General features: G+C 71.6%; 11 protein-coding genes. 5 read left to right on the plus strand and 6 right to left on the minus strand.

Annotation, left to right across the window (positions count from 1 at the left end; all coding sequences use genetic code 11):
* Positions 1–43: 43 nt before the first annotated feature.
* Both AB0H54_RS09190 and AB0H54_RS09195 read right to left on the minus strand, forming a co-directional pair.
* On the minus strand, positions 44–478 hold the full coding sequence (locus AB0H54_RS09190) for an SRPBCC domain-containing protein (RefSeq protein WP_357344029.1): 435 nt from the start codon (positions 476–478) through the stop codon (positions 44–46).
* Between the two features lie 40 nt (positions 479–518).
* The gene (locus AB0H54_RS09195) at positions 519–1,292 is read right to left on the minus strand and encodes a hypothetical protein (protein WP_357344031.1); all 774 of its coding nucleotides are present in this window, start codon (positions 1,290–1,292) and stop codon (positions 519–521) included.
* Between the two features lie 165 nt (positions 1,293–1,457).
* Here AB0H54_RS09195 and AB0H54_RS09200 point away from each other — a divergent pair, with 165 nt between their 5' ends.
* Together AB0H54_RS09200 and AB0H54_RS09205 are read left to right on the plus strand one after the other, a co-directional pair.
* The gene (locus AB0H54_RS09200; protein ID WP_357344033.1) at positions 1,458–2,621 is read left to right on the plus strand and encodes a histidine kinase; all 1,164 of its coding nucleotides are present in this window, start codon (positions 1,458–1,460) and stop codon (positions 2,619–2,621) included.
* Positions 2,622–2,660: 39 nt separating this feature from the next.
* Positions 2,661–3,326 (plus strand): response regulator transcription factor, encoded by a 666-nt coding sequence (locus AB0H54_RS09205; protein WP_355284485.1) that lies wholly within the window; start codon positions 2,661–2,663, stop codon positions 3,324–3,326.
* Positions 3,327–3,336: 10 nt separating this feature from the next.
* Here the strand turns inward: AB0H54_RS09205 and AB0H54_RS09210 are convergent, their stop codons facing one another.
* Entirely contained in the window at positions 3,337–4,233 is an 897-nt protein-coding gene (locus AB0H54_RS09210) for a hypothetical protein (RefSeq protein ID WP_355284488.1), read from the minus strand.
* Between the two features lie 196 nt (positions 4,234–4,429).
* On the opposite strand from AB0H54_RS09210, the gene AB0H54_RS09215 reads away from it, so the two are divergent.
* Entirely contained in the window at positions 4,430–8,044 is a 3,615-nt protein-coding gene (locus AB0H54_RS09215; RefSeq protein WP_357344036.1) for a protein kinase, read from the plus strand.
* A gap of 206 nt (positions 8,045–8,250) precedes the next feature.
* Here the strand turns inward: AB0H54_RS09215 and AB0H54_RS09220 are convergent, their stop codons facing one another.
* From AB0H54_RS09220 to AB0H54_RS09230, 3 genes are read right to left on the minus strand one after another with little or no spacing between them, the layout of a single operon-like run.
* Positions 8,251–10,743 (minus strand): FtsX-like permease family protein, encoded by a 2,493-nt coding sequence (locus AB0H54_RS09220; RefSeq protein ID WP_357344038.1) that lies wholly within the window; start codon positions 10,741–10,743, stop codon positions 8,251–8,253.
* Positions 10,740–11,462, minus strand: coding sequence for an ABC transporter ATP-binding protein (locus tag AB0H54_RS09225; protein ID WP_355282686.1), 723 nt, complete (start codon positions 11,460–11,462; stop codon positions 10,740–10,742). Before AB0H54_RS09225 ends, AB0H54_RS09220 begins: the two co-directional genes overlap by 4 nt.
* 35 nt (positions 11,463–11,497) lie before the next feature.
* Complete coding sequence (locus tag AB0H54_RS09230; RefSeq protein ID WP_355282688.1) at positions 11,498–11,821, minus strand: hypothetical protein; 324 nt, start codon at positions 11,819–11,821, stop codon at positions 11,498–11,500.
* Positions 11,822–11,977: 156 nt separating this feature from the next.
* Here AB0H54_RS09230 and AB0H54_RS09235 point away from each other — a divergent pair, with 156 nt between their 5' ends.
* Positions 11,978–13,300, plus strand: coding sequence for a histidine kinase (locus AB0H54_RS09235; RefSeq protein WP_357344040.1), 1,323 nt, complete (start codon positions 11,978–11,980; stop codon positions 13,298–13,300).
* Positions 13,297–13,986 carry a response regulator transcription factor gene (locus AB0H54_RS09240; protein WP_355282694.1) on the plus strand — a complete coding sequence of 230 codons (690 nt, stop codon included), beginning with the start codon at positions 13,297–13,299 and terminating at the stop codon, positions 13,984–13,986. Before AB0H54_RS09235 ends, AB0H54_RS09240 begins: the two co-directional genes overlap by 4 nt.
* Positions 13,987–13,995 lie beyond the last annotated feature (9 nt).

Here is a 13,995-nt window from a genome sequence, read left to right on the forward strand (position 1 = left end):
AGCGGGGTGCGCTGGGCCGGATCGGCCTGGCGCACCCCGTTTTTCAGATCTCGGTCGCGCGCTTGCCGACGCCTGCGGTCATCGCGGCGAAACCGGCCCGCAGATGCTTGCCCAGGGCGAGTTCGACGACGGGGCTGAGCCAGCCGGCCAGGGTGAACCGCGACTCGTAGCGGGTGCGGTTCGGGCCGAGCGCGACCACGGTGTGCGAGCGCAGGCTGTGCAGGGCGCCCAGCGGCACCGGCTTCATCGCGTAGCTGAACTCCGCGCCGGGGGTGTGGGTGCGGATCCACTCGCGCTGCGGGCGGCGGTTGGGGCCGAGCTGCACCTGCATGTCGATGGGCGAGCCGGGCTCCAGGGTGGTCGCCGCCTCGTAGCAGAAGGTGTTCCATTCGCCGTAGCGGTCGAAATCGGTGAGCACCTGCCACACCGTCTCGGCGGGGGCGTCGATCTCGATCGTTTCGTCGATAGTGAGGGCCATGCGGAAAAACTAGGACATGTTCTAGTTTTCGGCAACCGGGTCAGCCCAGCCGCCTGCGGCGCTTGCGCAGCGCGTCGATGATGACCGCCGAGGCCGCCGTCACCGCGAACAGGCCGAGCACCGTCCTGGCCAGCGGCCACAGGTTCGGGCGGTCGGCCGGGTCGGTCGTCGCGAAGACGTTCTCGACCACCGGGGCGCCGTACTCCTGCCTGCGCGAGTTCACGTCGACCGCGGTGAACGCGATATCGGCCATCACCCCGCAGCGGGCCCGGGAGAACTCGTCGTCGCGCAGCTCACAGGCCGCGTGGATGCGCCGGTTCAGCGCCGCGTCCACCGAGCGCCGCGCCCACGGGCCCAGCGGTTCGTCGACCCGTTCGGCGTAGCGGAGCATGTCGTAGCCCAGGTCGTGGGCCTTGCAGGCGGGGCCGAACTCGGCGGGCAGCGTCACCGGGGAGGAGCAGCTGCCGTTCGGGTTGACCAGCAGCCCGTCCTGCTGGGCCGGGTCGTAGCCGAACTTGTAGCCGAAGTCGCGGGGGATCAGCGCGGTGGCGTCGGGATCGTCGTCGGTGAGCGCGCGCACCACCGCGGCGGCGGCCGCGTTCTCGGTGTCGGCACCGGGCGTGGTGCCCATGGCGCCGGGCGCCGACATGACGACGGCGGCGGCCATCGCCAGCCCCGCGGTGCACAGGGCGACCCCGCTGCGGCGACGGTGCGGGGCTTCGGCCGGGGAGTCGGTGTTCGACGAGGCGGAGGCGGCGGAGACGGCGGTACGGGCACGGCGAGCGGCGGGTACCGGGCGAAGCGGGGTGTTCATGGCCTCCGACGGTAAGGAGCGGGTCCGGGGGCGGGCATCCCGCTGTGGACCGGTTCTCGGGGCGCGCGGGCGGGTGACCCGGCGCCGGGGTCACACCAGGGTAGGGGGTCCGAAATCGTTCGTGGGTATGAGGTCCGCTCACCGGACGGTTCGTAGGCTCGAGCCATGCCCGGACAACTGCGCCCCGCCGCGCGCCGCATCACCGCGCGAACCTGGTTCGACCTCGCGACGGTGGCGGTCGCGCTGACCCTGTACAGCGTCGCCTGGCCGACCCTGTTCGTCACCCACGACGTGCCGGCGGCCCTGGCCCCGCTGCTGTCGGCCATGGCGGTGTTCCCGATCCTGTTCGTGCGGGTCAACCCGGCCCTGGGCTGGGCGATCTCGGCGGGCGCCGCGCTGCTGTTCTCGATCGGGATGTCGCCGCTGCCGGACAACGACCTGCCGTTCCAGGTCGTGCACGTCATCGTGTTGTTCGTGCTGCTGTTCGCGGTGGCGCTGCGGGCCGCGGTGCCGATCATCGTGGTGGCCTGGGCGGCGCAGTCGATGCTGTTCGCCACCACCATGCCCGGCTCGGCCGATGGTCCGCTGTGGGGCTGGGTGGTCGGCTTCGGCGCGCTCGCGCTGTTCGGGTACCTGCTGCGCACCGTGGTCGCCTCGCGGCGCAAGCTGGAGCGGCAGGAGGAGGTCACCGAACTCGAACGCGCGCGCAGGGCGATCCTCGAGGAGAAGGCGCGCATCGCCCGTGACCTGCACGATGTGGTCGCCCACCACATGTCCATGGTGGTGGTGCAGGCGCAGACCGCGCCCTACCGGATCGACGATCTCGACCCGGCCGCGCGCGCGGAGTTCGAGTCCATCGGCGCCACCGCGCGGACCGCGCTCAACGAGATCCGCGGCCTGCTCGGGGTGCTGCGCAGCGACGGTCAGCTGCCCGAGCACGCGCCGCAGCCGCGCGCGGCCGACGTGCCCGAGCTGTGCGCCTCGGCCCAGCGGGCGGGTCTGCCGGTCGAGTGGACCGTGCGCGGTGACCTGGCGACGGTGCCCGAGACGACCGGGCTGACCGTGTATCGCGTGGTGCAGGAGTCGATGGCGAACTCGGCCAGGCACGCGCCGGGCGCGCCGGTGCACGTCGCCGTCGCGGTCGATCCCGGGGTGGTCCTGGTGACCGTGCGCAACGCGGCCGCGGTGGCCGTCGGCGGGCCGGGCGCGGGCGGCGGGCACGGGATCGAGGGCATGCGGACCAGGGTGGAGGCGGTCGGTGGTGAACTCGCCGCCGGGCCCACTCCGGACGGTGGCTTCGAGGTGTCGGCGAAACTGCCCACGCCGTAGGCCTCTTCGCATCGTCGGTGCGCCCATTAGGGTGGTCGAGTGGCTATTACCGTTTTGATCGCCGACGACCAGGCGATGGTGCGGCAGGGTTTCGGCGCGCTGCTGGCCGCCCAGCCCGACATCAGCGTCATCGGTGACGCGCCCGACGGCCGGGTCGCGGTGGCCGAGGCCAAGCGGTTGCGCCCCGACGTGGTGCTGATGGACGTGCGGATGCCGGAGATGAACGGTCTCGACGCCGCCCGCGCCATCCTGGCCGCCGGGTTCGACCCGCCGGTCCGGGTGCTGATGCTGACCACCTTCGACATCGACGACTACGTCTACGAGGCGCTGAGCCTGGGCGCGAGCGGGTTCCTGCTCAAGGACGCGCCCGCCGAGGAACTGGTGCGCGCGGTCCGGGTCGTCGCCGACGGTGAGGCGCTGCTGGCGCCGACGATCACCCGGCGCCTGATCGCCGACGTCACCCGCAGGCGCAACACCGTGCGCCCGCCTGCCGCGCCCGCGCTCGGCTCGCTGACCCCGCGCGAACGGGAGGTGCTCGAACTGGTCGCCAAGGGACTGTCGAACACCGAGATCGCCGAGGCGTTGTTCGTCGCCGAGCAGACCGTGAAAACCCATGTCTCCAAGGTCTTCTCGAAGCTCGGGCTGCGCGATCGGGCGCAGGCGGTGGTGCTGGCCTATGAATCCGGCCTGGTCGTCCCCGGCTGAGCCGGTGCGCTCAGCGCGGGCAGACGCCGCCGCGCAACTCCGGCAGGTGCCGCGCCAGCAGCAGCGCCATCCGGTCCAGCAGGGCGGTGGTGTCGTCGAAGGTGCCCGAATCCGCTTGCGCGGCAAGGGCGACCGCCAGCTGGCCGCTGCCGACCGGCACCAGCCCGAACTGGCGCACGGTGTAGACGCCGGTGTCGTCGTCGGGGCCCCAGCCGCCCTTGAACTCGGTGCCGTCGAGCTGGCCCAGGCCCCAGCCCTGTTCGGGCGTGATCTCGCCCATCAGCTGTCGGACCAGCTCGGTGTGCGGCAGGCAGGGCAGCCGCGAGGCGAACCGGACCTGATTGGCCAGCGACCATTCGGTGCCGCCGAAGGAGGTGTAGTCGAGTTCGGTGCGCAGGTTCGCCTTGTCGGTGGAGATGTCGCCCGCCTCGTCGAGGACCTCCTGCACGGCCTCGGCGGCCTCCTCGCCGTCACCCAGGGACTCCCACAGACCCTCGGCGGCGTCGTTGTCCGACACCGTGATCGCGGCCTCGACCATCTCGAAGATGGACTGGTCCTGATCGTGGCGCAGCGCGGCGACGGCCAGCGGGACCTTGATCGTCGACCAGGCGATGCCGGTGGTCCAGTCGCCGTAGATCGTCATCCGGCCGCCGCCGACCGGCATCAGCGCCATGCCGACCTGGCCCGGCAGCTGGGCCTGCAGCTGGGTGAACTCCGCGGCCAGCGAATCGGGCAGCATGATGGACAGCCCGGGGTGCCAGGCGTCTTCGCTGTTCACCGTGACCGTGGGGGCGCTCACGGCGGTCGGGGTACCCGGCAGGGCACACGAGGCCGACAGCACGGCCGAGGCCAGCACCACACACTGCAGCAGCCTGCGACAGGCAGCCGCCTTTCCGGACGACTTCACCACCGAATCCTCCCCACCACCCACTGCGCGTCGGCGCCCTGCTTCGGCGGTGCAAACTACTCGTCGAGCGCGCCCGGACAATACCGGACGACCGTTAGCAAGTTTCACCGATTTTCGGCGAGAATTCGAATGAACGTGGTCACACCGCTGCGCGGGTGCCATGCTGGTCCGCCACAGGCGCCGGAAGGGGGTCGCAGTGCTCGACATCGGTGAGGTGTTCGCCGGGTTCACCATCGAGCGGATGCTCGGCCAGGGCGGCATGGGCACGGTGTACCTGGCGCGGCATCCGCGACTGGACCGGCTGACCGCGCTCAAGCTGCTCAATCGCGATCTGTTCGCCGACGAACGGGTGCGCGCCCGGTTCGAACGGGAAGCCGATCTGGCGGCCGGGCTCGACCACCCCGGCATCGTCACCGTCTTCGACCGGGGGACCGAGGGCGAGCAGCTCTGGATCAGCATGCAGTACGTCGACGGGATCGACGCGGCGACCGTCGATCCGATGACGCTGCCGCCCGAACGGGCCGTGCAGATCATCGAAGGGGTCGCCGACGCACTGGATTACGCGCACGGCAGGGGCGTGCTGCACCGGGACGTGAAGCCGGCCAACATCCTGCTGGCCCGCTCCAGCGGCGGACAGGGCGAACGGGTGTTCCTCACCGACTTCGGCATCGCCCGCCTGCGCGCCGATTCCACCCACCTCACCCAGCAGGGCATGTTCACCGCGACCCTGGCCTACGCCTCGCCCGAACAGATGACCGGCGCCGAACTCGACCACCGCTCCGACCAGTACTCCCTGGCGTGCGCCCTGTACTGGCTGCTCACCGGCGTCGCGCCGTTCGACTCGCCCGACCCGAACGAGATCATCCGCGGCACCCTCTACCTCAACCCGCCACCCCTGGCCCTGCGCCGCCAGGGCCTCCCGCCCGCCCTGGACGCCGTTCTCGCCGCCGCCATGGCCAAATACCCCGCGGCCCGCTTCGACTCGTGCGCCGCGTTCGCCAAGGCCGCCCGCCAGGCCCTCACGTCCAACACCCCACCCTCTCTACCCCGCCCCCCGGCCAACACCCCCACCTTCTACCCGCCCGCCCCGGCGGGCCCCTACCCACCCCAGACCCCCGGCTACGGCCCCACCCCCGCCCAGCCGATACCGCCCGCCCCCCACCCCGCGTGGCGCCCACCCCACCAACCTCCCGCCCCCGCCGGGCCCCGGGCCCCCGCCCCACCCCCTGCCGGATACGCTGCACCGCACCCTGGTCCGGCCGCCCAGCCGCCCGCTGCGCAACCTGGTGTTCAGCCGCCAGTGGCGCAGCAAGCGCCGGTTGCGCAACAGAGTGTGCACCCGCCGGTGGTGCAGCAGCCTGCGGCACAACCCGCTGTTCATCCGCCTGTGGCGCACCAGTCGCCTGGTGCCGGGCAGGTGCCGGCTGCGCAATCGCCTGTGGCGCAGCAATCGCCGGGCGCCGAGCAGGCGGCGGCTGCGCAATTGTCCGTGGCGCAGCCATCGCCGGGAGCGCAGCCGTCGGCCGTGCAGCAACCTCCTGTCGCGCAGCAGAGCTCGCAGTCGTCGGCGGTGCAGCAGCCGCCAGCGGCGCAGCACGGCGTCCAGCCGCCTGGAGCGGACCAAGCGGCTGTCCGTCCGCATCTACCGGTCGCTGCTCCACCTGTGGCGCCACAGATGCCGAGTGCGCAGCCGGGCACGCAGGTACCGGTGGTGCCTCCTGTTCCGAACCCTGTTGCCGCTCAACCACCCTCGAGCCACCCGCCGAGTGGCCCAGTTCCCGGTGTGTCACCGGCGCCCGGCACCCAGTCGGCGGAGCCGCCCGCAGGACAACCGCATGGTGCGGATCTGTCTGGCGCGCAGTCACCTTCGGTAGTCGGATCGCCGGGTGGTACGCAGTTCGAGGGCGATCGGGCGAGAACCGGTGACGAAGGCGGGTCTCGGCAGGTGGGGGAGAGCGCCGATGGTGTGTCGGCCGCGGTGTCCGGGGTTGTCGCTGGAGCGGCGGCGCAGTTGTCCTGGAATTCGGCGACGGGCGCTGGCATCGTCGAAGGTGGGGAGCGTTCGTCCAGCGAAAAAAACCGCAGGGCTGAGGGTTCCGCCTCGACCGGGGGACCGGCGGATACCGATTCGGTCGTGACCGATGTGGTGCCGATGCCGGACACCGGGCAGCTGGAAGCCGCGAACGCGAATGCACTGACCGAGGTGACGCCGGTTGCGCGCTCGGCGAATAGCGCAAGCCTGATCCACGAATCAGACAGCGCTCGAGTCGATTCCGCGGCCGCCGCTGGTGCCGGATCGGAGTCTGTGGACGGCCAGTCGGCAGGTGGCGCGACGGGGTCGACGCGAGCGGCTGATCACCCCGTGGAGCCGGAGAAGGGCCGCGGCGCGGCGATCGACCCGAACCTCGGGCACGGAGGTTCGCCGCAGCAGGGCGGCGAGCGGCGCGTGGCGACAGGTCATTCCGCGCCGGCCGGCGACGAGCGGGGGACGGCCGTCGAATCCGATCTGGGACCGGAGGGTTCGCCGCAGCACGGCGTCGCGCCGGACGGTAGGGCGCCGCAAGCGGGGTCGGAACTGCCGGTTTCGACAGGCGACGAGCCGGATGCGGCGCCTGGGGCGGGGGAATCGCCACACCTCGGCGTGGCAATCGGTGATGAGCGAGGACCGGTGGGCGGACCGGATGCTGGGCAGGGCAGCGCCCGGGATGGTGACGTGCCCCGCTACAGCGATATCCAGGCTGGGCTTGCGGCGGGAGCGGGTGCGACCTACGGGTCGCCCGCCGGACAAGGGGGCGCTCAGCACCAAGTCGTCCCGCCGGAAGACGGATTACCGCAGTACAGTGGCGGGCCCGATGTCCCGCCGCAACCGGGTGCCGTGCCGAGCGCATCACCGCAGGCGGGTGCCGTGCCGAGTGGGTCGGCGCAGGCGGGTGGTGTGCCGAGTGGGTCGGCGCAACCGGGTGGCGTGCCGGGTGCATCACCGCAGGCGGGTGCTGTGCCGGGTGGCTCGCCGCAGGCTGGTGGTGTTCCGAGTGGGTCAGCGCAGGCAGGTGGTGTGCCTGGCGGGCCGATGGGGCCGCCGCCGGTAGGGCACGGGCCGTGGGTGGGGCCGCGGCGGCCGGTGCGGCGGCGGATGTCGCGGGTGCATCGGTTGGGGTGGTTGTTGCTGGCGGCGTTGGTGTTCGCGCTGGTGGGGTTGCTGGTGGCGTTGGTGGTCGTGGTGCTGCCCGATGGGGACGAGGACGTGGACGCGGCGGGTGGGACGGCCAAGGGGCCGTCGAGTTCGGCGGCGGCGGTGGTGGGGGATGCGTTCGTGGCGAGCAGGCGGGTGTTTCCGACGCTGGTTCCGCAGGGGGCGGTGGCCGAAGGTGACGGGTATCGGGGCGCGCAGTGCGTCGCGGTGCGTGGGGTGAGCGAATTGCAGTGGAAAGAGCCCGCGCTGCAGTGGAATCCGATCAGCGCGGGCTGGCAGTGCGAGCGGACCGACAACAGTGCCGGGTCGGTGAGTTACCTGGTGCTGGAGTATCCGACGGCGGCGCAGGCGCGGTCGGTGGTGGAGGCGATGCCCGCGGCGGTGCGGTACCAGGGGAACAAGGACGGGGTGCCGTTCTCGTTGCGGCGCTGGGTGGTTCCCGACCAGGCCAGCGTGCGCACCCAGACCGCCCACCAGGTCGTGAGCTTCTCCGACGACTCGACCCGCGCGAAATACGTGATCGCGGTGAGCCGCCGGGGCAGCAGCGGCATGGCGGGGGCACCCCGGCCGACCGCCCAGGACGAGGTGATTGCCTGGTGGGAGGACGTGCCACTGTGACGCTCCGAATTCAGCGGCCGATGTACCGCCACAGCGTCACTCGACTCGCCTGATCGCGGAGTGCTGGAACGCGCGCGAAGCGGAAGGATCGGCCGCCGAGGCGGTCCGGGCCGACCGACACTCGGCGGCATCCGCGCCTGCCGACGGTGCACCGCGGAACTCCCAGTCGGGGCGTCACACTCGAATGACGCCCCGACTGGAAGATCTCAGTCGACCGCCAGCGCCGCCACGATCGGCATCCGGGCCGCGCGGAAGGCGGGTGGGATGGAGCCGAGCAGGGCCAGCCCGAGGGCGACGGCGCCGTAGACCACCAGCAGCGGGCTCGGCCGGTAGACGATGTCGATCGTCATCGCGTGCCCGATCGCCACGGTCGCCAGGTACTGCACGGCCGCGCCGACGACGAGTCCGATGGCGGCGCCGATGAATCCGATGCCCGCGGCCTCGGCCAGCACCGAGCGCAGCAGGAACTTGCGGTTGGTGCCCATGGCCCGCAGGACGCCGAGTTCGCGGCGCCGCTCGAGGACCGACAGCATCAGCGTGTTGAGCAGCGCCACCGTCGCCACCAGGACGACGATCCACAGGATCATGTTGCTCATCGCCGCGCCCTGCTGCACGCTCGACGAGATGGCGTTCACCGCGTCGGCGCCGCTGTCGATGTGGATCTCCTGCGGCACCGCCGCGCGGACAGCGGCCCGCACCGCGACGGGGTCGGCGCCGGGCGCGAACTTCAGCGCCAGGATCGTCTCACCGGGCCGCTGATACCACTCCCGCATCTGATCCAGGCTCATCATCACCACGCCGGACACGGCGGTGAAGTACGGAATCACCTGCAGCACCCGCACGTTCCGCTCGCCCGACGGCGTCGGCATGGTGATCTCGTCGCCGACGGCCAGGTGCATCGACCGGGCCACGTCCCTGGTGATGACGACGCCCTCACCACGGCCCAGCTGATCGATCACGGCCTTGTCGACCGCGCCGAGCCGGGCATCGTCGTAGCTGGGCGGGTAGCCCTGCAGCATGACCCGCCCACTGCCGACCGTCGCGAACGCCATCTGCGCGGGCCGCACGTGCTCGACGCCCGGTATCGCGGCCACCCGCTCGGCGATCTCGGGCGGCAGCACCGGACCGGTCGGGAACTGTTCCACCGGACTGGCACTCACGTAGAGGTCGGCGTCGCCGAGGCTCCGGAACGAGTCGGTGGCGGAGTCGACCATATTGCCCGACGCGCCGCCGAGCGCGACGACGGCCGCGACGCCGATCATCACCGTCATCGCGGTCGCCCAGACGCGACGCGGCGCCCGCTCCAGGGTGGTGGCGCCGAGCGCGCCGGGGGCGCCGAACCAGCGCGCGATGCCCGCGGCGGCGCGCACGATCGGTCCGGTCGCGGCGAAACACAGCAGGACGGCCGCGGCGAAGGAGGTCGAGATCGAGGCGAGCGAGAGCCTGCCGAGATCGAGCGCGGCCAGGGTCACCGCCGCGGCCGTCAAGGCGAGGCCGCCGATCAGGGCGGCCCAGCGCAGCGGCTTGCTCGACGACGCGCCGACCGTGGCCTCCACCGGCGCGAGCGCCTCGACGGGCGCGACCTTGTACACCTGCCTGGCCGCGATCGCCGCCGCCAGCACCGTGGCGATGACGCAGGCCGCGATGGCCACGGGCACCGCGTAATTCGGCACCATGAACTCGGTGCGCGCCTCCACCGACTGGACGATCGCGGCGGGCAGGCGCCCGATCGCGAACCGGCCCATGGCCGCGCCGACCGCCGCGCCGATGGCACCGCCGATGAGCCCGAGCAGCGCCGCCTCGACGAGCAGGTCGCGCACCATCGGCCCGCGCTGACTGCCGATCGCGCGCAGCAGCGACAGCGTCGGCCTGCGCTGGGCCACCGCCATGCTCATCGCGTTGTAGATCAGGAACGCCGAGACCATCAGCGCGGCCGCCGAGGACATCAGCGTGGAGTACCGCATGATCTGGATCGCGCCGCCCGCCTGCGCGGTCCGCAGGCTGGGCTCGGCGACCACGGCGCGGCCGTCGACCACCGTGGTGAGGTCGGCGCGCAGTTTCGCGATATCGGTGCCGGGCGCCGCGATGATCTGCACCGAGTCCAGCTTGTCGACCCGGTCGAGCAGCAGCTGCGCCAGCGGCAGCGGGGCGGCGACCAGGTGGCCGCCGTTGAGCCGGTTGCTCGCCTCGTCGTCGAGGACACCCGCGACGGTCGCGGTGCCCCAGCCGATCGGGACGCTGTCGCCCTCCTTCAGGCCCATCGCGGCGCCGACCAGCACGCCCTTCGGCGTGGTCAACAGCTTGTTCGTGTACTTCGACATCGGCCCGGCCAGGTCGCTGCCGAGGGCGGCGATCGTGGCGTCGGCGCCGATCAGCAGCGCCCGGTCGGGGCCTGCGCCGAGCGTGCTGCGCAGCATCGGCACCGCCTTGGTCACCCCGGGCGTCGCCGCGATCCGGGTGAGCAAGGACTGTTCGAAGCCGGCGTCGGTGATGCCGGTGATCTCCAGGACGCCGTCCCCGGCCAGACCCTGGGTGAGCTTGTCGACCGAGCCGGTGACCGAGCCGGAGATGCTGAGCACGGCGACCAGCAGTGCCGCCGACACCGACATCACCGCCGTCGACATGAACGTGCGACCGGGATGCCGGACCAGTTCACCGATGTTGAACAGTCGCAGGCGATCCCAGAACGCGGCGATCATGCGTCCACCCGCGCCTGAACGATGTCGTCGGCGTCGATGCGGCCGTCGTGCAGGGTGATCACCCGATCGCAATGGGCGACCGCGCCCATGTCGTGGGTCACCATCACCACCGAATTGCCCTGTGCGGTGATCTCACCCAGCAGATCGAGGATCGCCGCGCCCGTCTTGGAGTCGAGGTTGCCGGTGGGCTCGTCGGCCAGGATCAGCGGCGGATCCATGATCAGCGCGCGCGCCACCGCGACGCGCTGCATCTGCCCACCGGAGAGCTCGGCGGGCCGGTGCTGGGCGCGTTCGCCGAGACCGACCAGCTCGAGCAGTTCCAGCGCGCGCGGCTTGGCCTTGCGTAATCCGGTGCCGTCCAGCAACTTCGGCACCGCCACGTTCTCCCAGGCCGACAGCGTCGGCAGCAGGTTGAAGAACTGGAAGACGAAACCGACCTGCTGCAACCGGAACGCGGCCTGCGCGTCCTCGCTCAGATCGCCGATCTCGGTGCCGCGGAACCGGATCGAGCCCTCGTCGGGCCGGTCCAGCGCGCCGAGCAGATGGAGCAGGGTGCTCTTGCCCGAGCCGGAGGGCCCGATGATCGAGGTGAACTGGCCTGCCTCGATGCGCATGCTCACCTCGTCGAGCGCGCGCACCTGCTGATCGCCGACGTGATACTGCTTGACCACCCGCGTCAACTCCAGCATCGGCGGCTGCGGCGAATCGTTGTCCGGCATATCGTGTCCCCCAGGGGTTTTCGGTTGTCGGGAAGTCAGCGCGCGAAGGCGCGGGTACGGGTAGTCTGCACGGTCGTCGCGCGTGCGTCGAGAATTGCCCGCAGCGCCGGCTGCTCGGCGGCCAGTTCCAGATAGGCCTCGACCGCGGAATGTCCCTCGATCTCGGCCTGTTCGAGCTTGGCGCGCAGGTGGTTGTTCCAGCGGTAGGCCAGGGCTTGCAGGAGTCCGTCGGGGCCGCCGAAGAGGCGATCCACCTCGGGCAGACCGGCGAACAGGGCGGGGTCGTTCGGGTCGATCGCTGCCCTGGCGAGCACGGTGTGCACGATCTCGGTGCGTCGATGCTGATCGGTCCAGGTCATGGGCTTCACCTTCCGTGAGCGATGTGGCCAACGCTACGGTCGCGCCGCGCCGGAATCGTCGTGCCCGGGACCCGACTTCTCCTCCTACCCCGGTAGGAGGCCGGGCCCGTTCCCGGGACGATGACGAGCCGATGGCCCGGCGGCTAGCCTTACCTCATGGAGGTGAGTCACGCCCTTCCCGCGCATTCGGCGGGCCTGCGCAGTCGCTGGCGGCGACTCGCGAGCCGCCCGCGCGACGGGGTGCGGCGGGCGCTCGACATCTGCCGCGAGCGCATCGAGTCGCTGCCCTACGACTACCCGCCCGCCGTGATCATCGGCGCCGACCTGGCCCTGCTGGTGATCACCGGCGCGGCCGTGATCCAGCGGCACTCCTACTTCCCGAGCCCGCTGCCGCTGATCGCGATGGCCACCGCCTTCCTGCCGATCCCGCTGTTCGCGATCTTCGGGGTGAAGCCGCATCCGGCGCTGCTGAAGGGGTCGGCGCTGCTGTCGACCGGGCTGTTCCTGCTGCAGCCGGTCGATGCCGATTTCGCGCCGTTCGTGCTGGTGATCGTCGCCGGGGAGGTGGCGGCGGTCGCGACGCGCGGGATCACCGTCGGCTTCACCCTGCTGGCGATCCTCGAACTGGTCGCCTTCGACCTCGCCGGCCACGTGCAGTGGGGCTCGGGCGAGCGGTTGCAGGGACTGCCGATGTACGTGCTCGGCGTGATTCTCGGCGTCTTCGTCGGGGTGTTGCTGCAGTACCAGCGCCGTTTCCTCTATCAGGAGCGCGAGAACCAGGCCATTCGCGCCGGTCAGGCGGCCGACGAGGAACGGCGCCGGATCGCCCGCGAGGTGCACGACGTGATCGCGCATTCGCTCTCGATCACCCTGCTGCACCTGACCGCGGCCCGGCGCGCGTTGCAGACCGACGACGACGTCACCGAGGCGGTCGACGCGCTCGTCGACGCCGAACGGCTCGGCCGCCAGGCCATGGCCGACATCCGGCGCACCGTCGGCATGCTCGACACCAGCCCCGCCCAGCTCACCCCCGAGCCCAGCGCCGCCGACATCGACGAACTCGTCGGCGACTTCCGCCGCGCCGGGCTCACCGTCGACTACGACCGCACCGGCGACCTCGCCGTCATCGAGGGCGCCGTCGGGCACGCGCTGTACCGGATCGGGCAGGAATCGCTGGCCAATGTCGCCAAGCACGCGCCCGGCACCCCGGCGACGGTGTGCCTCGACGTCACCACCGAGGCGGCCGTCCTCGTGGTGACCAACGCGATGCCGCTCGGCCCGCCGCCGCGCCGCGACATCGGCATGGGTCTGCGCGGCATGCGCAAGCGCACCGAACTGCTCGGCGGCTCGATCAGCGCGGGCGCCGCGGGCGACGGGTGGACGGTGCGCGCGCGGTTCCCGCTCAAATCCGGCGCGTGCGCCACCATCACGGCCATGCTGCCCAGCATGCTCAAGCCCAGACCCCAGGAGGACATGTGACGGCCGCGGCGCCGATCGACAACCCGGTGACGGTGCTCGTCGTCGACGATCAGGAACTGGTGCGCGGTGGACTGCGCCGGATCCTGCGCCGACGCGACGGCTTCACCGTCAGCGAGTGCGCCGACGGTGACGAGGTGGTGGCCGCCGTCGCCGCCGATCGTCCCGACGTGGTGCTGATGGACCTGCGGATGAAGCGCGTCGGCGGCATCGATGCGACGCGGTTGCTGCGGGCCCGCCCGGACGCGCCGCCGGTGCTCGTCCTCACCACTTTCGACGACGACCAATTGCTCTCCGGCGCACTGCGCGCGGGCGCGGCCGGGTTCCTGTTGAAGGACTCACCCGCCGAGGACCTGATCCGCGCGGTGCGCACGGTGGCCGCGGGCGGCGCGTGGCTCGACCCCTCGGTCACCGGCCGGGTGCTCACCGCCTACCGGACCGTCAAACCGAGCGGGACCCGCACCGATCGACGGCTCGGCGAACTCACCGCACGCGAGTACGAGGTGTTCGAATTGATCGGCCGAGGCCGGGTCAACAGCGAGATCGCCGCCGAACTCGGCATCTCCGAAGTCACCGTGAAAAGCCACGTAGGACACATTTTCGGCAAGCTCGACCTGCGCGATCGCGCCGCCGCCATCGTGTTCGCGTTTGACCACGGCGTGGTGACACCGGGAGAATCCTCCTTCTGACGAGCAGGT

Source organism: Nocardia sp. NPDC050718 (assembly GCF_040654235.1).
GTDB lineage: Bacteria > Actinomycetota > Actinomycetes > Mycobacteriales > Mycobacteriaceae > Nocardia.

What these genes read in the sequence shown, in the direction of transcription:
- AB0H54_RS09190 (WP_357344029.1), bottom strand. Translation starts at nt 478, where the DNA reads ATGGCCCTCACTATCGACGAAACGATCGAGATCGACGCCCCCGCCGAG.
- AB0H54_RS09220 (WP_357344038.1), bottom strand. Translation starts at nt 10,743, where the DNA reads ATGATCGCCGCGTTCTGGGATCGCCTGCGACTGTTCAACATCGGTGAA.
- AB0H54_RS09225 (WP_355282686.1), bottom strand. Translation starts at nt 11,462, where the DNA reads ATGCCGGACAACGATTCGCCGCAGCCGCCGATGCTGGAGTTGACGCGG.
- AB0H54_RS09230 (WP_355282688.1), bottom strand. Translation starts at nt 11,821, where the DNA reads ATGACCTGGACCGATCAGCATCGACGCACCGAGATCGTGCACACCGTG.
- AB0H54_RS09235 (WP_357344040.1), top strand. Translation starts at nt 11,978, where the DNA reads ATGGAGGTGAGTCACGCCCTTCCCGCGCATTCGGCGGGCCTGCGCAGT.
- AB0H54_RS09200 (WP_357344033.1), top strand. Translation starts at nt 1,458, where the DNA reads ATGCCCGGACAACTGCGCCCCGCCGCGCGCCGCATCACCGCGCGAACC.
- AB0H54_RS09195 (WP_357344031.1), bottom strand. Translation starts at nt 1,292, where the DNA reads ATGAACACCCCGCTTCGCCCGGTACCCGCCGCTCGCCGTGCCCGTACC.